The sequence below is a fragment of the Paenibacillus sp. GYB003 genome (assembly GCF_036577625.1).
Lineage (GTDB): Bacteria > Bacillota > Bacilli > Paenibacillales > NBRC-103111 > Paenibacillus_AB.
The window spans coordinates 34,463-58,625 of sequence record NZ_JARBDC010000075.1 but is presented as its reverse complement, the minus strand read 5'-3'; the positions used below and the strand labels follow the sequence as shown (position 1 = coordinate 58,625).

General features: G+C 47.1%; 20 protein-coding genes and 1 pseudogene. 9 read left to right on the top strand and 12 right to left on the bottom strand.

Going from position 1 to position 24,163, the window contains the following annotated elements; genetic code table 11:
• Positions 1-87: 87 nt before the first annotated feature.
• The 3 genes from PV407_RS24315 to PV407_RS24305 form a co-directional block, all read right to left on the bottom strand.
• The gene (locus tag PV407_RS24315) at positions 88-2,484 is read right to left on the bottom strand and encodes a helix-turn-helix domain-containing protein (protein WP_332092600.1); all 2,397 of its coding nucleotides are present in this window, start codon (positions 2,482-2,484) and stop codon (positions 88-90) included.
• Positions 2,485-2,870: 386 nt separating this feature from the next.
• On the bottom strand, positions 2,871-4,349 hold the full coding sequence (locus PV407_RS24310; protein ID WP_332092599.1) for a M56 family metallopeptidase: 1,479 nt from the start codon (positions 4,347-4,349) through the stop codon (positions 2,871-2,873).
• A 9-nt stretch (positions 4,350-4,358) separates the two neighbouring features.
• On the bottom strand, positions 4,359-4,733 hold the full coding sequence (locus PV407_RS24305; protein WP_332092598.1) for a BlaI/MecI/CopY family transcriptional regulator: 375 nt from the start codon (positions 4,731-4,733) through the stop codon (positions 4,359-4,361).
• Between the two features lie 209 nt (positions 4,734-4,942).
• Between PV407_RS24305 and PV407_RS24300 the strand changes: the two genes are divergently transcribed.
• Both PV407_RS24300 and PV407_RS24295 read left to right on the top strand, forming a co-directional pair.
• Complete coding sequence (locus PV407_RS24300; protein WP_332092597.1) at positions 4,943-6,334, top strand: sialate O-acetylesterase; 1,392 nt, start codon at positions 4,943-4,945, stop codon at positions 6,332-6,334.
• Positions 6,335-6,535: 201 nt separating this feature from the next.
• A pseudogene (locus tag PV407_RS24295) lies at positions 6,536-6,727 on the top strand (DUF6398 domain-containing protein); the annotation flags it as partial.
• 196 nt (positions 6,728-6,923) lie between these two features.
• On the opposite strand, the gene PV407_RS24290 reads toward PV407_RS24295, so the two are convergent.
• From PV407_RS24290 to PV407_RS24270, 5 genes are all read right to left on the bottom strand, one after another.
• A complete protein-coding gene (locus PV407_RS24290) occupies positions 6,924-7,775 on the bottom strand; it encodes an ABC transporter permease (protein WP_332092596.1) in 852 nt (283 codons plus the stop codon).
• Complete coding sequence (locus PV407_RS24285) at positions 7,772-8,749, bottom strand: ATP-binding cassette domain-containing protein (protein WP_332092595.1); 978 nt, start codon at positions 8,747-8,749, stop codon at positions 7,772-7,774. The genes PV407_RS24290 and PV407_RS24285 overlap by 4 nt, the downstream gene beginning before the upstream one ends.
• Before the next feature lie 347 nt (positions 8,750-9,096).
• Positions 9,097-9,735, bottom strand: a complete 639-nt coding sequence (locus tag PV407_RS24280) for a hypothetical protein (RefSeq protein WP_332092594.1) — start codon at positions 9,733-9,735, stop codon at positions 9,097-9,099.
• 134 nt (positions 9,736-9,869) lie between these two features.
• Entirely contained in the window at positions 9,870-12,194 is a 2,325-nt protein-coding gene (locus PV407_RS24275; protein ID WP_332092593.1) for an ABC transporter permease, read from the bottom strand.
• Between the two features lie 2 nt (positions 12,195-12,196).
• Complete coding sequence (locus tag PV407_RS24270; RefSeq protein ID WP_332092592.1) at positions 12,197-12,901, bottom strand: ABC transporter ATP-binding protein; 705 nt, start codon at positions 12,899-12,901, stop codon at positions 12,197-12,199.
• A gap of 264 nt (positions 12,902-13,165) precedes the next feature.
• Here PV407_RS24270 and PV407_RS24265 point away from each other — a divergent pair, with 264 nt between their 5' ends.
• From PV407_RS24265 to PV407_RS24235, 7 genes are all read left to right on the top strand, one after another.
• Positions 13,166-13,534, top strand: coding sequence for a GntR family transcriptional regulator (locus tag PV407_RS24265; RefSeq protein WP_332092591.1), 369 nt, complete (start codon positions 13,166-13,168; stop codon positions 13,532-13,534).
• A gap of 64 nt (positions 13,535-13,598) precedes the next feature.
• Positions 13,599-14,411, top strand: coding sequence for an ABC transporter ATP-binding protein (locus PV407_RS24260; RefSeq protein ID WP_332092590.1), 813 nt, complete (start codon positions 13,599-13,601; stop codon positions 14,409-14,411).
• Between the two features lies 1 nt (position 14,412).
• A complete protein-coding gene (locus PV407_RS24255; protein ID WP_332092589.1) occupies positions 14,413-15,096 on the top strand; it encodes a hypothetical protein in 684 nt (227 codons plus the stop codon).
• 126 nt (positions 15,097-15,222) lie between these two features.
• Complete coding sequence (locus tag PV407_RS24250; RefSeq protein WP_332092588.1) at positions 15,223-15,471, top strand: hypothetical protein; 249 nt, start codon at positions 15,223-15,225, stop codon at positions 15,469-15,471.
• Between the two features lie 84 nt (positions 15,472-15,555).
• Positions 15,556-15,885, top strand: a complete 330-nt coding sequence (locus PV407_RS24245; RefSeq protein WP_332092587.1) for a hypothetical protein — start codon at positions 15,556-15,558, stop codon at positions 15,883-15,885.
• 190 nt (positions 15,886-16,075) lie between these two features.
• Positions 16,076-16,354: a hypothetical protein gene (locus PV407_RS24240; RefSeq protein WP_332092586.1), complete on the top strand. Its 279-nt coding sequence runs from the start codon at positions 16,076-16,078 to the stop codon at positions 16,352-16,354.
• 147 nt (positions 16,355-16,501) lie between these two features.
• Positions 16,502-16,723 carry a hypothetical protein gene (locus tag PV407_RS24235; protein WP_332092585.1) on the top strand — a complete coding sequence of 74 codons (222 nt, stop codon included), beginning with the start codon at positions 16,502-16,504 and terminating at the stop codon, positions 16,721-16,723.
• 1,116 nt (positions 16,724-17,839) lie between these two features.
• Here the strand turns inward: PV407_RS24235 and PV407_RS24230 are convergent.
• From PV407_RS24230 to PV407_RS24215, 4 genes are all read right to left on the bottom strand, one after another.
• The gene (locus PV407_RS24230) at positions 17,840-18,472 is read right to left on the bottom strand and encodes a DUF2971 domain-containing protein (protein WP_332092584.1); all 633 of its coding nucleotides are present in this window, start codon (positions 18,470-18,472) and stop codon (positions 17,840-17,842) included.
• 364 nt (positions 18,473-18,836) lie between these two features.
• The gene (locus tag PV407_RS24225) at positions 18,837-19,643 is read right to left on the bottom strand and encodes a class I SAM-dependent methyltransferase (RefSeq protein ID WP_332092583.1); all 807 of its coding nucleotides are present in this window, start codon (positions 19,641-19,643) and stop codon (positions 18,837-18,839) included.
• A 487-nt stretch (positions 19,644-20,130) separates the two neighbouring features.
• Complete coding sequence (locus tag PV407_RS24220) at positions 20,131-22,725, bottom strand: NB-ARC domain-containing protein (protein ID WP_332092582.1); 2,595 nt, start codon at positions 22,723-22,725, stop codon at positions 20,131-20,133.
• Positions 22,726-23,221: 496 nt separating this feature from the next.
• Positions 23,222-24,079: a restriction endonuclease gene (locus tag PV407_RS24215; RefSeq protein ID WP_332092581.1), complete on the bottom strand. Its 858-nt coding sequence runs from the start codon at positions 24,077-24,079 to the stop codon at positions 23,222-23,224.
• Positions 24,080-24,163 lie beyond the last annotated feature (84 nt).

Genomic DNA, 24,163 nt, shown 5'->3' with positions numbered 1-24,163 from the left:
CACCCCTTCTCGGCTACCCCTTCGGTGATGTTCTTATCCTACTCCACACGGGCTGCTGTGGAAATGTACACTTCTTCATATGATCGGCTAAAGATCGCTTTTCGCCAGGTTACCTTTGTTAAGATCATGGACGCTTGTTCTGCTTCGCTCCAAAATGAGTTGTTCCCGGTATTCTCCCGGGGTAACCCCCGTCACCTTCTTGAAGATTCGAATGAAGCTGTGGGAGTTGGCGTAGCCCACTTGCTCGGCGATCTCGGCCACCTTCGCCCCGCCTTCCTCGAGCAGCCGCTTCGCCTTCTTCATCCTCAGCTGAATCAGATGATCGGTGAAGTTACTCTCCGTATACTCCTTGAAAATCTTACTGAGATAAGGGACGCTAAGCTGGAATGTGTCCGCTATCAAATTCATGGACAAATCGCTTCGCCGGTAGTTGTTCGCGATGAAGTCAATGATGTGCCCGATCGTCTCGTTGCTGCCCCGCTGGCTCCGCTTCTCCGTAATCCGGGCAAGCAGCTCCCGGAAGAAGCGGGTAATGTCCTGCTTCACCTCCGCCGCATTCTCCGCCGCTTCGATCTGCTCGTACAGCTTGGCGTCCCCACCGGTTATCGCCGCGGCATCCAGGCCGATATCCGAGCCCACCTTCAAGGACCGCAGCACGAGCTGCAGACAGATCTGCTTGAGCAGCTTCGGCGGGACACTCTCCTGAAGCGCCTGCTGGAACAGCAGCTCCAGCTTCTTGGCTACCCCTCCGTCATCCCCAGCCTTCACGGCATCGAGCGCCGCATCGGCAAGGTCGAACAAGCGGTAAAACTGCTGCTGGCTGTAATCTTCGATATCTTCGATCGAGATTACATGATTCGCACCGAGCAGCATTCGGTATTGCAGCGCGTCAATCGCCTCCCGGTAAGACTTCGGCAGCTCGTCCAGCCGCTCGTACTGTCGGCCTACGCCAATCGTGACCGTCATCTTGAGCTGCTCCTGCACGAAGGTCTTAATCAGATCCGCAGCCGACAACGCTCTCAGCATATTGGATTGCCGGTCCTCCTGTTCGAAGCTGATCAGGATGACGACCCGGCCGTCGACCATCTCCACCGCGGTCCCTCGGCTCTCGGCATTGATCAGTTCCTCAGCTGCATTGCATAAGGCATACGTGTACAGCTGCAGATCCTTGGAGGAGATAAGCGCCTTCTGGTCAAACTCCGCCGACATGACGATGTAGTGGGACGAATACAGCCGGATATCCAGCCATTCCAGCGAAGGCTCCACATCGCTGAATCGCGTTCTGTAGCCCATCAAAATGTCCGAGATCAGCCTCCACTTCATCGCCGGTATATTTTGCCGGACCTGCCGCTGCATGTGGTCGTGCTCCGTTAGGAAGCTGTCGAACAGACCCTCGGCCGCTTCCAGATTCATCGCCTTGTCCCTGGTCTTCGCACCTGCAGGCCGGCCGGTCCGGGAATGCAGCTGCTTGTTCACGGAGCTGACGAAGCTGACAATCGGCCGATAGGTGACTTTGTTCACCAGGAATACGGCCGCAACCGCCAGGGCGAACATCATGAACGCGATCAAAAGCAGCCAGTTGCGGATCGTCAATATTTCGCGGTTCAGCTGTACGTCCGGGATAATGCTGACATATTTCCAGCCGGTATAGTTGGATGACGCGTAGAACACCAGACTTGGATTCCCGTCGACGGTCTGCGCGAAGCTGCCCTCTCCGCCGCTGCTCATAATCCTCTTCATTTCTACCCGGGAGCTAATATTTTGGCCTAGAATGCTTTTATCGCCGTGCGCGATGACCTGTCCGTTTCCGTCAATGACGAAGGCTTGCCCCAATTGTCTAAGTCCATCATTCACCGACAAATTGTAAATCATGCTCTCATCGATATTGACAACCAGTGCGCCTTTGCGAAACGAAGGGCTGCTGATGGCCGGGTAGGAGCGCACCATCGTCAGCACCTGCTTGCTTACCGGGTACATGGCCAGCTTGTCCTCCACCGTCCGCAGGCCGAGCCACTTGTAATAGCCTTCGAACTTATCGAAGCGCTCCCTCCACTCGTTGTCGAAGAAGGCGGACTCCGGCACTGCCGTACTGGGCGTCAAGTACGTCCGCTGCCCGTAAGAATATAGATAGGCCGAGTGAATATGAGGATTGGCGTTCATCATAATATCCAGCTTCTTCATCAGATCGCTCTGCTTCTGCAACTGCTCCAGACTGCGGCCGCCAGCGCCTACGACGTCCGAGAAGCTGCGGAGCTCCGGCTCCTGTAATAAGCTAAGCACATCCTTATCCACTTCATGCAGGATCATCTCGGTCTTATCCATCACCTGACGCAGCAGAACGGCGTTGGAGTTGACCAGCTCCCGCTTCAGGCTGCGAGTCGTATTGAGATAGGAGAGCAGCACGGTGATCGAGATGATGACGAGGAAGACGGCGGCGTAGATGAGTCCGGCCGTCTTAGAAATATTGGAACTGCGGAATAGCATCGAGTCCACCTCAAGGTCGGAGAATGAGCTTAATCAATAGTATTATAGTCGATTGTGCCCATGGACTGCATACAGTTTCCATTGCTTCCTCCAAAAAACAGCGGCAGCCAGGACGAGCAAAATAAAGTCCCTGACTGCCGCTGATTTATTGAATTATCGTACCCGTTAACGTAATCGATTTTTGCTTCTAGCGTTACCGCCCTGATCGGTGCCTACGCTTCATACGCAAACACCCTAATTGTCATCGTCTGAAAACGACGCTCCCATCTAACGCAGGATCTCGGGTCCTCCTATTTCTTATATCGGAAACTGCTCGGAAGTAACGATTCGACTCCAGAGGCACGCTGCTTCGCACCTACCGGCAGCTCTTTGCACAGCACCACGGATTACTTTCCGGAAGCCGAAAACAAAGCGTGTAACTCCGCTATTTCTTCCGAAGTCAGTTTCCTCGATTCCCCCGACTTCGCTTCTTTTTCCCGTTTCTTAAATACGGCAATTTCTTCGGGAGTCAAGCTTCTGACGGTAATGGAAGTTCCGGGAGGAACCGACGGATCTTCTTCATGCGTTGTTGTGACGGATACCCCGGGAGGGTACTTTTCATAAGATTCTTTCAATCTCGCTATGCTTGCGGGCGAATAATACCCATCCTCTATCAAGACCTGTTTCTGTTCGTCGGGTGTGAGCTCGTCCACAGGTACCGGGTGCTCGTAACCTTCAAGAACATAAAGGCCGCCTACCCCTTTTTCGGTTACGAATGTTTGTTCGTCGGGCGTAAGAGCGCTGTATTTCAAGAAGGGCACGCCTTTATACAGGATCGAATCGCCTGCGCCTTCGGCGGTTTGAGGAGCAGCCGCATGGACCTTGGGCGTTGCCTGGGCTGCCCAGGCGGCTGTCGATGCGCCGATTGCCCCGACGGCAAGGACGGCCGCTGCGGTCAGCAGGATCGTATGTGTTTTCAGTTTTTTCGTATGAAGCATGTTCGTTAGTCTCCTTTTCAATCGTTTTCCGTCTCCGGACAAGGATGCGCAAAAGCGAACGGGAATGCCCCTTGAACCTATCATCACGTTCAGGATCGTTTCGCCGTACCGTTTTCGCTCGGCATAGGACATGTTTTTCACGACTTCTTCGTCGCAGGACAGCTCGCTCCACGTATGAATGTCTTTCCGGAGCACGTGAACGAAGGGGTTAAACCAATGCAGACTGCTCGCCGCCAAGGTGATGGCCTTGACCCATAAGTCTTTTCGTTTCAGGTGAATCAACTCATGACGAATCACCATGCCCATGTCCGCATGCTCCAAATTGTCCATAGGGAGATAAATGGTCGGTTTCCACAGCCCGACAAGAACGGGACTCCGGATCGCCGAGCTATACGCAAGCCGGACGTTGCCCGTCGCGCCGAGAGCTTCCTTCAACAAAACCAGCTGTTTGGCCGCTTCGTTGTTCACCGGCACGGGCGAACGGGTTAGCCGTAATTTCTTTATAAACCTGCGATAACAATACATTTGCCATATGGCAAAAGCGAAAACTCCCGTTCCCCAAATCCCCAGAATGACAAGGGCCGCATCGGCAGAAATCTTCAGTTCCGGGATGGCCGCTACCGTTAGGTCGGATTGGGTTCGGTGAATACTCGAAGGGAGTCCGGATATAAGAACGGTTGACGTTTGCTTCGGTACGAAGAGCGGCAAAAGCCGCTGCATCACAAGGGCGACCGGCAAAATATAAAACCATACCGCCATTTTTCCGATCGCGTACCGCCGTTTCGCCGGGAAGACGCCCGGTGGAACGAGCCGCAACAGCAGAAGGCAGATCACAACGGTACTTCCCGCGGCGGAAAGGGAAACGAGCAGTTCCAGAAGGTTACTCATAGACTGCACCTACTTTCCCGAAAACCATTGCTTCAGCTCCGCAATGTCTTCATCCGAAAGCTTGTCGCCGTCATACAAGGCGGCGATCAAGTTTTTAACCGATCCTTGGTACAGTCCGTCCAGTACATGCTGCGTCTCCGCGAGCTTGTACTCTTTCGGCGACAGGAGGGGAACATACTTGTTCGTTCGGCCGTGCCTTGTCGCTTCCAGCACCCCTTTCTCGACCAACCTCGACAGGAAGGTCGAGATCGTTTGTGCCTTCCATTCTTTACCCCGCCCGGAGAAAATGCGCAATAGTTCGGTCGATGTGACAGGCGGGTCGCATTCCCAAATCACCTCCATGAGCTCCATTTCCGTGTCGGACAATTTTTGAACTTGTTTCACGGGCGTACACCTCTTTGCATCGTTATGCGTCCATAACGAGTTTATTACTACACTACGTAGTAATTGTAATTTACTACATGTTGTAGTAGGATGTCAAGCGAGTTTGGAGCGATGCAGCGCAAACAATTTTCGTTGACAGATCCGGGACGGCAACCTACAATCAAGGCAAATTGTGTCATACCAAGCAAAGCAAGGAAAGGAGCTTCGACATGAATCGCATCAAAGTGGAGGGGCCGGAGCCGCACCGCGTCTATCAACGAAACGATCGGGACGAGGCGGATATTCCGTTTGCAATCGAGCTGTCTGCGCCCGTACAAAGCGCCGCCGTTCAGACTCGTCTTACATCCGAAACGTTCGCGTCCCCCTGGTCCGTACAAGGCGAAATGAACGGCACAACCTTCGAGGGCGTATTGAAACGAGTCCCCGTCGGGAGGCATAACGTGGAGATCCGGGTTCTGGAGCCCGGCGGAATTGCGACGGCGTCGGCGTCGGTGTCCGTAGGTCCCGTTTTCGTAGGGGATTTGTGGATATTGGCCGGGCAATCGAACATGGAAGGCTGCGGCAAGCTCGTAGATACGGAACAGCCGCAGGAAGGCGTATCCTGCTTCTACCTGGGCGACAAATGGGACCTCGCGGTCGAGCCTTTATGCTGGCTGCAGGAAGCGATCGACCCGGTTCACTGGCGAGTGCCCGAAGAGCAATTGGAGGAGGAACGCCGCGCGCAGCGCAGGGAGCGGGTCAAAGGGGCTGGACTCGGGCTAACGTTCGGCAAAGAGCTGCTTCGCCATACCGGCGTTCCGATCGGGCTGCTCATGTGCGCCCATGGCGGCACCAGCATGTCCGCGTGGGATCCCGGGCTGCTTCACGAGGGAGGCCGTTCGTTGTACGGAGCGATGCTCCGCAAGGTAAAGAAGCTCGGGGGCAAAGTGAAAGGCTGCCTTTGGTACCAAGGCGAAAGCGATGCGAACGAGCAGGCGGTTCCGCATTATGCGGAGCGGTTCAAGAATTGGGTCGCTTGCTTGCGCCGGGACGTCGGCGACCCTGAGCTTCCTTTTATATACGCCCAGCTGTCCGTGCATTACAGCAACATGAACGCGGTATGGTGGAACGCGATCCAGCACGATCAGTTGATGCTCGAAGCGCAGGTGCCGCATGCGGCGATGGTGCCGACGATCGACGCCATCTTGTCGGATGCGATTCATTTGGATGCCGTATCGCTGCAGTCGGTCGGACGCCGCATGGCTTGGCGGGCGTTAAGCCTCGCTTATCCCGGCCATGCGCCGGTAGCGGAGCCGGGTCCGCGGCCGTCGGCGTTTGCGTGGAACGAAGACAGGACCGAGCTCGCGATCGAGGTAAGCGGAGCTAACGAGCGGTTGGCGGACGTCGCGCATGCGTTCGGATTCCAAGTGGATGCGGACGGAGTCAAGCAGCCTTTTACGGCGACCATCGCCGATGACGGTAAAACGATCCGCCTTCGTTTCGAGCGGCCGGTCCCCGAAGGCGACGCATTCATCAGCCATGGAGCGGGCTTCAATCCAGCGGTCAACGTAAAGGATATGAAGCAGATTCCTTTGCCCGTTTTCGGCCCTATTGCGATATAGAACATCATACCCCTACATACTTTTGGAGCAGGCGCCGTGGGACCTGCTCCTTTTTGGTCGAAGGAAACGGGCTGGATATAGGATGCAAATCGCTTAAGGGCTGCTCGCGATTCATTCAACGAGTTGCCGGAGGGCAACTGCATTTTATGCTTGAACGTGACGTAACGTCATGTTTTATAGTATAGTTGCCGGTTATGTGGACATTTTGGCACAGCTCAAAGCTCCACCTCGCAGAAATCGAAGCTGTTGCGGGATATGTTCAAAATGGGCTATTTCGATAACGAATTTGCTACGAAGAGTACGCAGCAAAGCAATCCGTTTAACAATTTGGTATCCATAAACGGATATATTGTCCCCGCAGATTTTCTAAGAAATATAAAGAATAGTCAATAAGCTCCGATTTCGGATAGCCGAGCCTGTGGAACTTTTCACAGCATGCTGTCCGTTAGCCGACCATGCCCCGCGCCACAGTTTCTCCAGATCAGAACGTCATCTGTTCGCACGGACACCGGAGTTGCGCGTACATACGATCGGAGCAGGCGCCGCGGCAGCCTGCTCCTTTTTTTCTCGAAGAGATACGAACGAGAGACTATTGCGGCACTTTCCGCCCGTACAAAACAAACGTCAGCGGCGCGAACAGCGCGATAAACACCGCGCATCCGACCAGCGCCCAGAGGATGTCCCCCGCCGCGGCCGTACCGTGCATCAACCCACGTACGGCTGTCGAAGCGAGGCTGAGCGGGTTCAGATCGACGACGCGCTGCAGCCAGCCGGGCATCGTGGACGAATCGACGAACACGTTGCTCGTGAACATGAGCGGGTACAGCACCAAGTAGCTCGTCGTCGTCAGCGACTCCGTCTTTTTCACCACGACCCCGAGACAGGCGAAAATCCAACTCGCGCTGAAAGCGAACAAAATGACCGTCGCGATCGCGAGCACCGCGCCGACCAGCCCCGCCTCCGGCCGGAAGCCGAGCAGCATCCCGATGCACACGGTAGCGATCAAAGCCGCGGCGTACCGGACGATATCGACGAGCAGCGCCCCGATGATCGCCGCCGGCTGCCAGAACGGCAGCGTTTTGAACCGGTTGAACACGCCTTTCACGATATCCGTGCTGATCATCGCCCCCGTGTACACCGTCATCGTCGTCACCGTATAGACGAGCATGCCGGGGAGCAAAAACTGCAAATAGACGCCGGTCGAGCCGGAGATCGCCCCGCCGAACAAAAACGTAAAAATGAGCAAAAACAGCGCGGGAAACAAGACGGCGTCGATCAAAAACATGAAAATGTTTTTCTTCGTCCCCTGTAGGATTCGCCATGCAAACGTCATGATGGCGGAAAACGGATGCGGCCGCTTCGGCCGTTCGCGGACGGACAGCGCCTGCAGCAGCTTCCGCTCGTCGATGGACCGGGCCGTTCCCGGCATAGTCTGATTCATATCGCTCCTCCTTCACGAGCCGTTGATTCTTCCGCCGGATGACCGGTTAACGCGAGAAACACTTCATCCAAGCTCGGCTGCCCGAGCGAAAAATGGTTCGTCGCGATGCCGGCCCGAAGCAGCTCCGTAAGGGCGAGCGCGGCCAGCTCGGGATCGGACACCCGGGCCGACAGCGCCGCCGGATCGGAGTCGAGCTGCACCTCCGCGCCGAGCGTGCGGGACAAAATGCGCTCCGCCTCCGGCCGCTGCTCCGCCCGGTCCAGCCGCACCTGCACGGTCCCCGAGCCGACCGACGCTTTCAGCGCCCCGGCCGTCCCTTCGGCGATCACCCTGCCGTGATCGATCACCGCGATGCGGTCCGCAAGCTGGTCCGCTTCCTCCAAATATTGCGTCGTCAGCAGCACCGTCGTCCCGCGGGCGACGAGCGCCCGGACGATGTCCCACACCTGATTGCGGCTGCGCGGATCGAGCCCCGTCGTCGGTTCGTCCAGAAACAGCAGGTCCGGCGTCACGACCAGGCTGGCCGCGATATCGAGCCGCCGCCGCATCCCGCCCGAAAACGTGCTCGCCTGCCGGTCCGCCGCGTCCAGCAAATCGAACGCCTCCAGCAGCTCGTTCGCCCGCGCCGCGGCCGCCTTCTTCCCGTACCCCATCAGGCGCGCGATCATCACCAAATTTTCGCGTCCCGACAGCCCCTCGTCGACCGAGGCGAACTGCCCGGTCAAGCTCACCCGGCTGCGCACCGCATCCGCCTCGCGCACTACATCGTGCCCGAATACGCGCACCGTCCCGCTGTCCGGGCTGAGCAGCGTGGACAGGATGCGCACCGCCGTCGTCTTCCCCGCGCCGTTCGGCCCCAGCACCGCATACACGCTCCCCCGCTCCACGCGAAGCGTCACGCCTTTCAGCACCTCCACCTTGCCGTACGACTTTCTTAAATTCTCCACTTCGATCGCAAACTCGTGAATCCCCATAGCGCCTCCTTACTATTTTCCGAAATGCGGACCCGGTTTTTGCCCCGGCCCCCAAATTTCGTTTGCAATTCCAGCTTACTACATTCATGCAAATGATAAGGTCGCTGCGGAATTGCGGGTATGGCGGCAAAGGGGGGAAAGAAAAGCTTTGACATGTTCTTTAAGCTTTTGCAGCAGGCTTATACTTAGGCTCCAACCGCTCTTGAAATCGTGTTGTCTTTGAGGTTTAGCGGTAACAACACGACTTCAAAGGCGGCCCGTACGATAGGCGAACTTGGAACCTTTTCCGTCTCACTCCTATTGTTTTATCTTTGTCACACACCGTTATCCCCCGTAAACATCCTGGTTTAGGCTCGCCATTTCATCAAACGAGAGAAGTCGCCCCTTCTAAGCTTAACGATGCCGCGCGATAAAATCAGGGCACCTGCAATAGCAACCAGACTATAACTAATCGGAGTCGACGAAGAGTCGATGGTTTGAGGCGGTTTTTTCGCATTTTCTTTGTGAGCCTGATAATATTGATCGAATACAGAGACATACGCATCGTTAGAATGATTAAGGACTTCTGTCACTCGGTCTACCCGGATGATGCCGATGTTGTTCGAATCCGCCACACCGGATAAGGTATTGTCCGGCAGTTTGCGCTGCAGGATCAACAATTTTTCTTCTTTACTATCCGGATAGCTCTGATGTACGGTCAGCCCCCCTTCCGTTTGCTTCAGGATTGCAATATCCGATTCAAGGTCTCCTTTTACTATTCGATCGACCTTAACATGAATAAGTTTGACCAGGTAGGGTCCGGCTTCATTTTTCCGATGAGGAACATTTTCAACCCTAATGATGCTGCCGGTAAAAATCACATCCGCCTCTTCCAACATACGATCCGGAGGAAGAATCAAGGCTTTTCCATAAGAAGAAGGAGTATGTTGGTAAATCAGCAATAACCAAAGGCAGTATACGAAGACTATGCTTCCAAAATAACGCATTTACGCTCATCCCTTCTTGCCGCGCAGAAGCTCATCCAATGACTGGAAGGTTGCGCCGCTACCCGAGCCTTCATTGCAGCTTTTCGAACCGGTCGGCTTTGGCCGCCCGAAACTGCTCTTTTATGCTCGATGATTTATTCTATCCTTTTTAAGGACTCAATCATATGGATTTGGGACACTTTTCTCCGAAGCAGTAAGTTAGAGAGAACGGTGAGCAAGAATGCAAGAAGAACGGATACCGATATGACAAACAGATTGAGTTGATCCGGTATTTGCTGATGGCTGCTGGACAGCGCCTTTACAATAAGGGAATACATATAGCCGCTGATCGGCAGCGCTACAAGAACCGCAAACGTGGTGAGGATGATGTTCTCAAAGAAGATTAGCCGATTTATTTTATGCCTGGGATAGCCTAAAACCTTAAGGGTGGCAAGCTCGCGATCCCTTTCATACATGTTGATGGAAGAGATCGTATAGATGGCGCCAAAGGAGAGGATGACGGCACAAATGATAAACAGGAAAAAGACAAAACGATTTTGCTTCAAAATATATTGAGCGTGTTCCTTTAAATCACTCTGATCTGCGATTGTATCCACCCGTTGATCTTGTTCGAAACCATGACGAACGCTTGCAAGGTCCGAGGCGCTATCGACTTCCACTAAAAGCGAGGTTGGCTTGTAGTCCATGCCAAAGCTCTCGAGATACGCGGTCGTGCAATAAAACGACGGATTCGAATACTGGGTGGATAGTTGGGAAACCTTCATTTCGACCGATTGATCGGCAAACTCCGGACCTGTGAACTTGATTCGGATCATATCCCCTTCCGCAATCTTATAGCTGTCGGCATACGATTTGGGGACCAGCACCCCGTCGTCTTCCAAAACGATCCGATTGTCATCCTCGTCGAAAAAATGAAGAAGACTGTTTTCTTTCTCCGTAACAATCAATGTGGCCTTTTCGTTCCGATCGCCCTTGATGAATTCAACGGGTAAGGCGGATAGCCCATAACTGCTTTTAATGCCTGCGGGTAATTGTAACGGATCCGGAGCCGCTCCATTCGTATAATCGACTCTTAAATCGTAAGTATGTACCTCTTCAATCTGGTCGGCTACCTTTTGCAAGGACGTTTGAGTGCCGAAAGCGGTGATCAATAAAACCGTGCTCGCCACAACACCGACCGAGCTCGCCAGCGCTTTTTGTTTATTTAAAAAAATATTTCTCCATATAAGCTTGTAGCTGTACGAAATACGGCTCCAGATCCCCGGAATGTTTTCGATGAGCAGCTTCTTCATCTTCTTGGGCGGTTTGGGCCGCATCGCTTGAGCCGCACGTTCTCGCAGGATGGCTTTGCCGCTCAAGTAACAGGCCAGGATGCCGAACGCACTCGAGAAAAGGATGGGAGGAAGCACAGAAAAAACGGACAGGGAGAACGTAATGCCAGGCAGCGAGTAAGACCTTGCGTTCGACGCCGTTACCAATGGAATAAATACGCCGGCGGCAATGATACAACCCAGAATGGAGCCTGTAATCCCTACCAGCACCGGGTATCCCATGTAATGAAGCATAATGTTTCCGTTTTTGATCCCCAACGCCTTCATGATCCCGACTTGGTTTCTTTGAGAATCGATGATCCGCGACATGGTAAGAAACAGGATAACGGCTTCGATCATAAAAAGAACCAACGGGATGACCCTGCCCATCAATTGATTATTGTGGATCGTTTGTTGCAGCTGAGAATAGCTAAATGTCCGCTCTTTACTGATCCGGTTCACATAGGGAAGTTCTTCGGATTGCGCTTCAATGCTTCGACCTAACCGGTCCACATCGTACCCTTCTTCAGCATCGATCAAAATTTCGTTGTAGTAAAAGCCGCCTGCGATTTCAGGTATCGTCTCTTCGGCCATATAAGCTACGCCGTACGTTTTATGGTCTTGGATTTCGTTCTTTTTGGCATATTCCACATTCTCGCCCAAACCGCTAATGGTGAACGTCACATTCTTGTCATTCACACTTATCGTCATTGGATCGCCGACTTGGAACCGATGCTCTTTGGCATAATGGGAATCCAGCAAGATTTCGCGTTTTCGTGACGGAATGCTGCCCTCGATCATTGTAGGCGTATTGATTTGATTGTTCGCAGGGATCGAATGGATCTTTACAGCAGCTTTCGTATCTTCAAAAGCTTGCGTCGCATCGAAGGAGTACCGCCCTTCGATTTTGTTTATACCTTCGATTTGGCTTAGCCCCGCCACGTCCTGCTTGGAAAGCTGACTGTAATACACGTTCAAGTCGCTTAAGTTATGCTCTTTAAAGTAAACCTTCGTATAGGCGCCAAGCGTATCGCTTAACGTGACCAGCCCCGCATAGAAAAAAGCGCCCACTGCGACCACCAACACAAAGGCGATCAATTGCCCGATCGATTGTTTGACGTCCCTTATCCATTTGATCCATAACTTCATCCTCACCACTCGATCCCTTCAACGCTTTGCTTGTCGCGATTAATCGTAATACTTTCGATCTTTCCGCTCTTCACCTTAATGATTTTATCCGCCATGGGAGCGATCGCGGAGTTGTGCGTGACCAAAACGACGCACTTCTTCGTTTCCTTGTTCAAATCCTGAAGCAGCTTCAAGACGGCCTTCCCTGTCACATAATCCAAAGCTCCGGTCGGTTCATCGCACAGTAAAAGCAGCGGATTTTTGGCAACGGCTCTCGCGATCGCAACTCTTTGCTGTTCTCCTCCGGAAAGCTGCGAGGGGAAGTTCCGGATCCGATTCTGTAATCCGACTTTACGTAAAATATCTTCAGCATCCAGATGGTTTTTGCATACTTCCGCGGCGAATTCAACGTTTTCCAGAGCGGTTAAATTCGGAATCAAGTTATAAAATTGGAATACGAATCCGACTTTCTCGCCGCGATATTGCGTCAACTTTTTTTCGCTCAAACTCGTTATGTCTTGATCGCCGACAAACACTTGACCCGAGGTAGCCGTATCCATGCCGCCAAGTATATGTAAAATTGTACTTTTGCCGGCGCCGCTTGCACCCAAAATAACGACGAATTCTCCCTCCGAGATGGAAAAATCGACACCATCGAGCGCCTTGATCGGGACTTCCCCTATGTTGTATTCTTTCGATACTTGTTTGAATTCGATTAACGGTTTCACTTCTGGCATCTCCTCGAATCGTATTCATTGAAACTTCGGAAGTTCCCCTTTGCCAAAGTTTGCCCTTCGCAGCATGTCGGTATGTTAGTCATGTAGCATACTATAATTCCTGCTCGAATAATTGTCAATAACCGAGCGGATCAATTCCTCAAAGTCTTTTCGAGCCCCCTTTTCCCGGTCGAACGATCGGTTATTGACATTTGCTGGCACATCCATTACAGTATGCTGGATTGGTAACATACTAATATGCTGAATGGTGGGACAATGAACGTCACTTTCGACGATAAGCAGCCGATTTTCCAACAGGTAGCCGACTTCATTGAGGACGATATTTTGAACGGCACTTTCCGCGCGGACGAGCAAATTCTTTCCGTGGCACAGTTTTCCCAGCTGTTACAGATCAATCCGGCGACCGTAGTGAAGGGGATCGGCCTGCTCGTAAATGAAGGGATCCTGTACAAAAAAAGAGGGCTTGGCATGTATGTCGCAACCGACGCGGATCGGAAGATCCGGATGAAGCGAAGAGATCGTTTCTACAAGGAACTGTTGGCCCATCTGGTGAATGAAGCCGACAAACTCGGGCTGACGACGGAGGACATCATGGACATGATCAAACAGTTGAGAAAGGAATGAACGAACCGTGAGCCTGGCATTGACTTGCGGCCATATCACGAAAACATACGGTCGAACTGATGCCGTGCGGAATCTGGATCTGCAGCTGGAGGAAAACGTGATTTACGGCCTGCTCGGACGAAACGGCGCCGGCAAAACGACGCTGCTTAACATGATCGCCGGCGGAACCTTTCCGAACCACGGCACGATCGAGGTAAGAGGGAAAACACTTGGGAAAGGGGAGCTTCCGAAAGAGTTCTGTTACATACGCGAGAAACACAAGCATTTCGGAGGAGCGCGGGTTATCGAGGTTTTGCAGGTTGCCGCGAAGTTCCATCCCCACTGGAACTGGGCGTTAGCGCATGAGCTGCTCCGCACGTTTCGGCTCGAGCCGAACAAAAAAATGAGACAGCTTTCAAGAGGGACGGAATCGCTCGTAGGCAACATTATCGGTCTGGCCAGCCGGGCGCCGCTGACGTTATTCGACGAGCCGGTGCTCGGACTCGACGTCTTGATGCGGGACAAATTTTACAAGGCGCTGCTGGAGGATTACGCCAACCACCCTCGCACGATTTTGCTGTCAACGCATTTGATTGACGAAATCGCCCCGGTCGCGGAACGAATTTTTATCATGGAAGCCGGCTCCATCCTGCTTCATGACGAGATGGATCGGATCCATACGGCAGCTCATCTGATCCGGGGACATTCGGAAGCGGTGGCTTCGTTTATGGCCGGAAAGCGAGTGATCTATACGGAGACCTACGGCCACGGCACAATCGCCGCCATTTACGAAAAGCTGAACGACGGGGACAGGCAGCGGGCGCGCGAGATGAACATTTCGATTGAAAATCTGACGCTTCAAAAGTTTTTCTCGTATGTAATCGAAGGAGGTCACTGATTTGGGGGCGTGGGCCGTTCATGTAAAGGCTACCTATTTGCAAATGAGGATGTACATCTGGGGCGTCATTCTACTTATCTTGCTTGGAAGGCTGGCGGATTTCATTGTCAGTCTCTTTATAGACAGCAGTCAAAGCACCCGCCTTTCGGACGGAAACATGCTCATTCTCATTTTGCCCCTGATCGCGATCGTGCTGCCGCTCACGTATTACAAACGCATCGTCCATTTGGGAGCAAGCCGAGAACAATATTTTAAGGGACTTCTATTCGTCTTTGCCGTCTTCGCGGCAGCCGTCGCTTTGTTCAATTCGTTCTGGTATGTGCTTGAAGTGCATGTGATCCGGAAGTATACGAACACGATCGATCTGATTGAAGCGTTTCATTGGAACGACTTTGGCTTGGCAGGCTCTTTCCTGTACCAAACCGCCTTTTATTTGATGGCGATGGCGCTGCTCAGTATGCTGATCTCCGGGTACTACCACCCTGTCGGTTGGCTGCTGACGGCGCTGCTCCTTGCGGCGATCCCTGTCGGAACAGCGATTCCTTCGCTGCGCGTTCATGTCGTCTCTTTTTTCAAAGCGCTCCTATTCAACGGCTCGCTGCCGGCGGGCGTCGGATTTAACCTTATGCTTTTTTGCGTTTTCGCGGCCGGCGGCTGGCTTTTTACCAGGGGAAGGACGCACTGAATAGGCTTGTTACAAGCAGCCCGGAATTGCAGTAGAACGGTTCCGGGTTGTTTGGTTCTATCGATACGCGAAATGAACGAAGTTATAGCAAAATAGAGACAGGAATGACAACAGGAGGGATTAACGATGAAATGGCAGCAGGTCAGAGAGTTATTTCCTGACCAATTTGTTTTAATTTCTATACTTGATTATACCGAACAAGGGGATAAAAAAATGGTGACCGAAGTTGCCCCGATCCGGTCGATTCCCGCGGAGGAAGCAAACAGAGCGTTTTTCAGCGCTGAGCCTGGCAGCATTGTTTACCATACCGCCAATGCGGATTGTGTGATTCATTTGCGCAAGGATCCTCTACTAAGGGTGATACGAGGCTCATGAAGATTAATTATGACGGGCATTTGCTGACTACCTCAATAACTCTTTGTTATCGCGGAAAGACGTTGCAGCTTTCCGATATCATAATTGATTGAACTCCAAGCGAAAAAGTCCCAGCTGGAACTTGAACTAATCGACTACAATAGCTCTCCTGTCGTTTTCGAGCAGGTGCGTGAGTTGATTCATAGATTCCATCAGGTGCTCACCACTGCGCCGTTCGAACAGCGAAAAACGTTGCTTCACCTGTTTATCAAGCGAATCACGATGGATACAAGCAAAAAGATCAAGACAATTGAGTTGAGCTTCGATGAAAACGTGGATTCCTACTTCTCCGACTCTACTATCGCAGTAGCGGCGGGGGATTCATCCCAGCGAAAACAATCGAGGAAGCGGGAGAAAATCGACATTGCCATTTGAATAAATGGAAGCGCTAGCAGAACTGCTCACCTTAACGATTATGGGGTGAGCAGTTCTTTTTATGGGAACAGCGCGTAGAAAGCAACTCATCATTCACACTACCAGTTTGACGTAAAGTTCAGTCACCTTTAATTCGTACCCAAATCGTTATTTACGTTCATACACAGCTTAACGATATGGGGTGAGCATGATGAGCAAAAAGCAAGATCGACTCAAAGATGGAACGAACAAATTCAAGCCCGGCAAGGTAGCGGCACTAATGAAATGGATTAACAGGCCGTATCTGGACAAGTTGATTGATGACAATACGCCTGTGAAGGAATTGGCGGCATGGTGTAACGAGAACGGCTTCCCGATCAGCGTTCCTACGACGTACTCTTACATGAAGCAGCGCAGGGAAGCGATTGTAAACGGGCTCACGATGGAACTGATCCACTCGAAGGAAGACCCGCTCAAGAAGGCGTTGTAAGATTCAGCGCGGAAGAAGGCAAGAGAAACGGGCAACGTACAGTTTAAGGAGAACCGTGCTGAAGAACGTGCTAAGGTTAAGGCCACGCTGGAGAGGGAACTAGCAGATCAAGAGTCTGCGAAGCGCATCCGGCATGACCTGGAGCTGTTGGACGAAGTAATTCAAAAGGTCTTCGACACGTTGAGTAAGATGGAAATGATCACCCCTGTTATGGCTATCAAGGCTATTGAGATGAAGCACAAGCTCACCAATGGCAGCGCTGGCGGTTACACGCACTATGGGCTGGAGGAAATCAAGCTGCGTGAGGCTGCGCAGGAACAAACAATCACAGCGGCGATTCTACAATTAGCTGTCTTTCTACCTTCGTAATCTTGATTAATTATTGATATGTCACAGATAAAAATATCAGTTTTATCTATTTTATTAAAAATTATTTCGCTAATATCGGGAGAACCAGTTACACCGAGAGTATCTCGGTCATAATATAAATAAATGGAATATCCGTTCCAACATCTCATCAAATTCTGCGTCTGACTTTAAGCCAATAAGAAAAATTACGATACCTAATCCTAGCAATACTATTGAATCGTTTATTCGTTTAATAATTTCTGATTCCCAATTTATCAGTAAATGAGGAAAAACGATTATTGAAAAGGCTGATAATAAAAGCATTGATCCACTTGTGTATCTTAAGGATTTAAGTTTCCAAATCAATGTACGAGTTAATACTCTTGTCTTCTTTAATCTCTCGATTTTGAAGTTTACAAAATCAAAAACAATAAACAAAAAACCTCTATTGAAAAACTCAAAATAAAACGTGTTTCTAATTCGAAATAATTTGTCATAGTCCAATAACCTAGCAGGAAAATCCCAGCACCAATAAATTTTGTAATTGAATGAGTATTAAACATAAATTGAATGAGTTCTCCTTATTCTGATTTCATCTAACGTCTTATTTACGAATTTCGGAAACAGTCCATATCTATAAGTCTTTTAAATCTACATACATAATAATACCATAAAATTGGAAAATACTATCGCATCTTCTCACACAAAAGTCCCCCTAGAACCGACCTCTATGGGGTTAAATATATCTCTACAGCATCTTCCTCCATACTCCTACAGACCACTACACCCTTCTTATCATCAAATTATTCGCCGTCACTTATGGTACGGTTCCCCCGATAAATCTAATCGCGATATACCTGCTCCAGCAGCACCAGCCGCATCAAAAACATGGCACTCCCATGATACCGAAGCTGAGGCCGGACCAAGCGGGAACATGGTGTTGGGCGAAAGATTAACTTTCAAGGGTAGTTGGAGAAGGATACCCATTTCTCCATTCTAGTTGAATAACTGGAATTTTAATTGATTTAGAATACAGCAAAACCTTGTATATTTGCTCTTCAGGAAAGTCATCTCCTAAAACAATTCCACAAACTGCTTCTTCAATGGAGAAATATTCATATGATGATGAAGAACTAATTAAAGCCACCTATATTCTAACTCTGATTTCCAGTCTACTAGTTTTTCGAAAATCAATGATTTTAGATGTTTTCTTAAGTGGTACTTATAGAATTTTTCTACACCTAACTGCTGGATTTTTGAACAATCAAGGGAAAATACTTCCATTTTCACTTTGGTATCTTTATATCTAACAGCACCTTGTTGTAATTCTCCCAAAAAACCTAACTGATTAATTATTAGATCATTTAACTTTGATTTATCAAATACCAAACAAACACCCGTATGGTTGTTAGCGTATTGGGCCCACATTCTTGGACGACAATAACCTCTATGAAGAATTCTTGATTGTCCTGATACAAACTTCCTTGGATCATCCCTAGTAAAACAGACTACTTTACATCTTCGCTGAAGTTCTTCCTTAAAAAGGTGTGCAATATCAGGAAGTTCTTTATTTCTATCTATTGAATCGATTCTATAGCTAAATTGCCAATCTTTTGTTTCCTTTGGGTCATTAGTTTTAATTAAAGGACTGAATCTTAGTTCATTAGAAGTTAGTATATGTTCGAGAGCTGTTTCGTTTGTTGTGTAGTGATAAAGATATTTATTTGGATCTCCCATATCTGTTCTAAACGGTTTGTAAATAAATATCACACCTTTGCTAATCTTTCGCCTAACTTCCTATTCACACGAATGTCATGAAAATCTCCATCATAGCCCTACATCTGAAAGCATTTACCTGCTTTTCAGCATACCATACATTGGAAAAAAGCGGGCGAATTTCTATTTGAAAAGAACTAATAAACTCCTTAAACTCAGGTTTTCAGCGGTTCTGAAAACCATTGTCCCACGGGTCCCACATCACTCCCGGCATCCAACATCAAAATTTTTCGCCGTCACTAATGGTAGGGTTCTGCGCGCTGTCTGTAACGGCAAGTTTTAAGGCCATCCTTTGTTTGGATGGCCCTTTCTTTTTCTCGCATTGTTCAACTATGTTCTCCGAAATTGCATTCTTCTCTTATAGTTTTCTTGCTTTGACTACAAAAGTTACAGGTAGCATTTTTGCCTTTTTAGCGAAATCACTGTCACTTGCTTGTATAATCTCGTCATCAGATTGCTCAATCAATTCTTCAATAACAAAACCTGCTTTTGCCAGGGCATTCACATAGGTTGATAATTTTCGATCCGATATTGTTAGAGCACCTTCATCAAGAGATACTGAGTACCAAGATTCATCGAAATAAGACTTTTTAAAAGTAAGGATATCATTTTCTAAAGCGACACATTTGTGTATAGGGTGAGACCAACTGAAAATAAATACACCGTCTTTTTTAAGGTAAGAAGCAATCCGGGAAAAAGTCCCCTCAAGGTCGGTGGTCCAGCCTATGGCGTAAATCGAATATACATAGTCAAAATACTCCTCTGGTATACCACATTCTTCTTCCATGGGAGAACAGATCAATTTTGCTGAAAGACCGCACGACGTCAAATGTTGCGTTGCCTTTTCGATTTGTTTTTCTGATATATCCATACCCCATAGTTCAGATGCTTTGCGATCCCCATGATACTGCAAGGATTGGCCGTTTCCACAGCCTATCTCCAACATCTTTTTTCCTGAGACGTCACCAAAAAGTTGGCATTTTTCTTCTGAGACAAATGCCCCATATAAAGGAAGCACGATCGCTCCTAAAAAGTCATTACCTTTTGTATCCCAATATAAACTGTTTGTTTTATAAACAGTATTCTTCTCCATGCAGATTGAGGTGGCACTGCCAACCTCGCCAGCACCTATAATGTTTGGTTTATATACAGAATTCTTAACCATGTCTGACCCCTCCCCAAGTATTAAAATTGTCCTGTCCTTTATATTAAACCGGTTTAAACAATTTTTGGTACATATATCATATTCGTGACCTAGAGCCAAGCCCCCTTTTTTGAGTGGTCATTTTCATTTTTAGGAGGGATGTATGAATGAGGATCATCAAGAGACAGTAGGACCTTGTCATTCTGCGCCGCGCAGAAGCACTTCCGGCGGTACTTCTCGATCTGGTCGAGGACTACTTCAACCAACTCAGAGTTGAAACTGTAGGACGAATCAGAGAGCGAATTTCGCTTGAGTAAGCAAGGCTACATCGTCGTTCTCAAAGCGGGAGACAACGTTCGCGACCTCGGCAACTTCAGGCTAAGCCGCGAAGACGGTTGTAAATAGCCCCAAATTTTTCGCCGTCTCTTATGGTACGTTTCAGCATATCATCTTGGAGGCGAAATTTTTAAGGCGCCCATTTGGGCGCCCATTGCTTTGTAATATGATTTTATCTTGTTACTCTTTGTACATTAATAATAGCCTTTTTAATAGAGTCTTTTAAACTATTTCTTACAAAATATTTAATCTTATAAGGTTCTTGTAAGTAGTTTCCATAAACTTCTCCCAACAATTTGTAATTATTTGTATTTCCATTAGTATATGATAACACATAATAATAAAAAACCTTTGCAGTACTCTTCATTTCTAAGAATAGTCTGTATTTTGATTTGGAGGAACAAGTAAAGTCTTCAAACTGTCTATAATACTGCTTAAAATCATAGATTATCTGTTCAGTTAATTCCAAACCTTTTTCAACCATTCCAACTATAGTATCCATTGCATTAAAACATATTTGAAAGTATACAAATTCACTAGTTAATCCTATAACTTTCATTGTTGAGAAAGATTCTTTAAAAAGAACCATTGCTCTAGAGACTTCTTTTGTTTTCATTTTATGAAACATACCGTATTTAAATAACATTGACGGGTAACTTTTTTCTTTAAGTAAGGCTCTATTAGATAAACTCAATGAACGACTGTATTCATATAAATCAATAATCTCTTTTTGCAGACTTTTTTTTAATTCTGTGTTGGATGAAATACTCAAGAGCTCTGAAAGAATAGCAGCATGTTGAAAAATTACATAAGGCGTTGTCTGAATATCATATATCACTGAGAATTCTTCACTAATTTTTTTATGAACACTCTCGAAACTAATTCTTTTTCTGCTATTCATATAATTCTTTAGTTCAATAAATTTAAAATATGCTTTGTAAGTGGCTATCTCTTCAGCTTTATTTCTTGGTTTCCACTCCCTTATTATTAATTTTACATTATCAGGAGTATTCTCATAATCCCTTAGTAATCCATCCATCTCAGTATTATACGCAATTATTCTTTTATGCAATAAACCAACTTCTTGTTCATATCCAATAATAAACCTGTAATGAACATAGTGGATTGCAAAGTCATTTAGAGCATAACCATTGTTAATAATTCGTACTGCATACCTTGATGTTAAAACTGGTAAATATGAAAGTTCCAATTCTTTTAGTGGAATTTTCGTAAGTCTTGATATATCTATTAGTTCAGCACCCTCAAAATAGTGAAGAGTCAGTAAAATATCTTTCACTTTCTCATCATTTCTTACCAACAAATCAATTGACTCTCGGAAAAAATACTCGCCAAGCTCTTTTATTGCACTCGAACTACTGTCACTTAATATGGAAATTATTCTTTCATAAGTCATAGTTTTGTTATAGATTGCCTCAATAGCTACTACTAATATTAGTGTTACACCAACGGATTCTCTCACTAAATTTCTTATTTGCTCTTCAGTTAGAGAACTTTCAATATTATTTCTCTTACAAAACTCATCTACGAAAAGCAATCCTTCATCATCTACAAAACGGTTTAACTTCACGTCACCTTCTATTTCATTAGGAGCTGAATCCTCCCTTGATGTCAAAATAAATTTATATCTATTTCTAAGAATGGAATGCTCCTGAATCTTATCGATAAACTTAAGAATAGCTTCTCGAACAGATTCGTCTAAGTTGTCGAAATTATCAATAATAAACAGGCCGCTCTCTTGACTATTGGCAAAACTATTATATAACTCTTCTAAAGAATTTATTGTTTTGTCTATTCCTTTAAAGTTACAAAAACGCTGAATAAATTCTTCTACTGTTGAAAAATTTGCTTTTATGTTGTTTACCTTATACCCTATTGATTTATCAAATTTTATTTCTTCGTCTTTTGATGAAATCCAAAATATAAAATTAAATTTATCGGCAGTAGCAGCTTTTTGTGTAAACTCATACGCCAACCTAGATTTCCCTACACCACCCATTCCTAAAATAACATACGAACATCTATGTCCATCAAGAATATATTTTATTAAATGCTTATTTAATTCATTATCCCTCATTATAAGTTTCTGTTTAAACTGATCTTCAACTTCATATAGGTTATTTAGTGTTAGAGAACTTGTGAGAAACGAAATTAAATTTGAACATTCAGTTATATAACTTTCCAAAGACTCCGATAAATCGACCTCGAGGTATTGGAGAGATCTCTGAACAAAATTTATAACAGCTACTGTCGGAAGACTAATGTCATATTTATCAAAATCAATATTAAGATCAGTACCATTTCTAATTTGAATCCATAGTTCATCTAATTGCTCATGAGAAAATGAGTTCCTAATTTGCTTAGTTTGATTTAATAAAAAATAAAAATAGTAAAGATCTTTGGTGATATATTTTTGATAGTTTTCGAATAAAGAACCAAACACATGAACTACCATTAGAATGTCAAAAAAGCGTATTCCAAAATATGCGCCATTATAAATAGATTCAATTCGTTTTTTTTGCAGTAAATCTTTGATATACTCTAGTTTAGTTTGTCTATCACCTGTAATCTCACTCTGATCTATTTCTCTCTGGATAATGTCTCTTTCTTTTTCCAGGATGGCTACTAAACTTTCATGACTAGTATACTTATTGTTTAGTTTTTTAGTCACATACGTCCTCAAGACATCCTCATACTTGCGCACTACTAAAAAAAGAGATTTTAACGAATCATTTTGGATAGATTGCACTATATCCCCCCCCCTATGCTGTTAACATTAATCAATATGCCTATATTATAGCATAAGTGGTACCAAGAAATCCCTTTCTATTCTATGGCCATGCACATTATGACAGATTGAAATTTCGCTGTCACTTATGGTAAGGTTCCCCGCATATAATCCTAAATATGATTAGTTATATTTAAATTTACTTTCGCCTTCTAAGTTAATGACTAAAAATAGAATAACTCCTTTTCATAAGTTCCAACGCCTTTTCCGTTCTCTGCTTGTACAAATAAATTTCCGCTAAAAGATCATAAAGTAAACGGTTGCTTGAATACACAGTTCGAAAACCGGCGCTTCTTCGAACCATTTGTCCATATACATATTCAAAAAATTTAGTGTGAATCTGTTTTGGGCTGGTATTAATATGATATAGAATTGTGGTTATACACTCCCAGCCAATATCCACATTTGCCTCAAAGGAATCTCGGCTTTAATATCGCCCTCTAATCGATCATAATTCTCAAGCAATTCTTTTATAACCGCCTTCTTCTTTATCGACTGTGCTCTTAAACCCACTCCACGAAACTAACAAACCATGTTCGGCTTTAAAGTTGTGCATGGTACCGATTAATTGGTCCAGCGTCGGTCTATCCACGGGAGTATCTGAGGTCTTGACCTGAACGCAAATCTTGGGACTTCCAAACCCCAAATTGCCTTGCGCGGCAAGGATATCTACGCCCTTATCAGGACCTGCCGGACTGTTGTAAGTAGTAAAACCTTTTGCTTTTAAAATAGCCTCGATTATTCGAGCCATTCCATGCCCTTTGAATTTCCTTATAATAAATTTCGCAATCGTATCGCTTGCATACTGTTCCATATCAAACTGTTGTTCCATGCTATCATCATCATTTTGAAAATGATGATTTATTGAGCTATCGCTATCGGAAGACCAATTATTTTTCGCCATTGTTTTGATTCGTTGTTCTGCGTCGTTTCTCTGTATTCTACAAACGGTCATAAACGCACCGAACGAATATAGTAGGTCTTGATCAAAATTCGTTCTTGGAATATCTGTAGCAAACCATTTTACGGCCCGAGAATGGTAGTAGGGATTCCCTTGTTTCAAATCAAATTGATATTCCCCTGTTATCTCCCCGAAATGGATGGCGGATTTGATTTTACTGGGGAGAACAACCCAGTCTCCTTTTTTCATTTCATGCGCAATTGGCCAAATCTGACCCGCCCAGTTTCTAGCTCTGCCAAGTTTTCCAGCTTCGTATTCGTTCATTAAGTATTCCACGAGTTGTTGTCTATCGGTAAACTTCCTCAAATCTTGGTCTAGTTCATCCCAAGTCAAATAAACACGCTGATCGGTCAAAAATTTTATTTTCGTATTCGCCGGAACTCCCAGCACGAAAAAGCCAAATACTCATGTTATAACTCCCCCCAAGAAAGATTAATC

Coding starts and splice junctions, on each gene's coding strand:
- PV407_RS24315 (WP_332092600.1), bottom strand. CDS start 2,484: ATGCTATTCCGCAGTTCCAATATTTCTAAGACGGCCGGACTCATCTAC.
- PV407_RS24310 (WP_332092599.1), bottom strand. CDS start 4,349: ATGAGTAACCTTCTGGAACTGCTCGTTTCCCTTTCCGCCGCGGGAAGT.
- PV407_RS24300 (WP_332092597.1), top strand. CDS start 4,943: ATGAATCGCATCAAAGTGGAGGGGCCGGAGCCGCACCGCGTCTATCAA.
- PV407_RS24290 (WP_332092596.1), bottom strand. CDS start 7,775: ATGAATCAGACTATGCCGGGAACGGCCCGGTCCATCGACGAGCGGAAG.
- PV407_RS24285 (WP_332092595.1), bottom strand. CDS start 8,749: ATGGGGATTCACGAGTTTGCGATCGAAGTGGAGAATTTAAGAAAGTCG.
- PV407_RS24280 (WP_332092594.1), bottom strand. CDS start 9,735: ATGCGTTATTTTGGAAGCATAGTCTTCGTATACTGCCTTTGGTTATTG.
- PV407_RS24275 (WP_332092593.1), bottom strand. CDS start 12,194: ATGAAGTTATGGATCAAATGGATAAGGGACGTCAAACAATCGATCGGG.
- PV407_RS24265 (WP_332092591.1), top strand. CDS start 13,166: ATGAACGTCACTTTCGACGATAAGCAGCCGATTTTCCAACAGGTAGCC.
- PV407_RS24250 (WP_332092588.1), top strand. CDS start 15,223: ATGAAATGGCAGCAGGTCAGAGAGTTATTTCCTGACCAATTTGTTTTA.
- PV407_RS24240 (WP_332092586.1), top strand. CDS start 16,076: ATGAGCAAAAAGCAAGATCGACTCAAAGATGGAACGAACAAATTCAAG.
- PV407_RS24225 (WP_332092583.1), bottom strand. CDS start 19,643: ATGGTTAAGAATTCTGTATATAAACCAAACATTATAGGTGCTGGCGAG.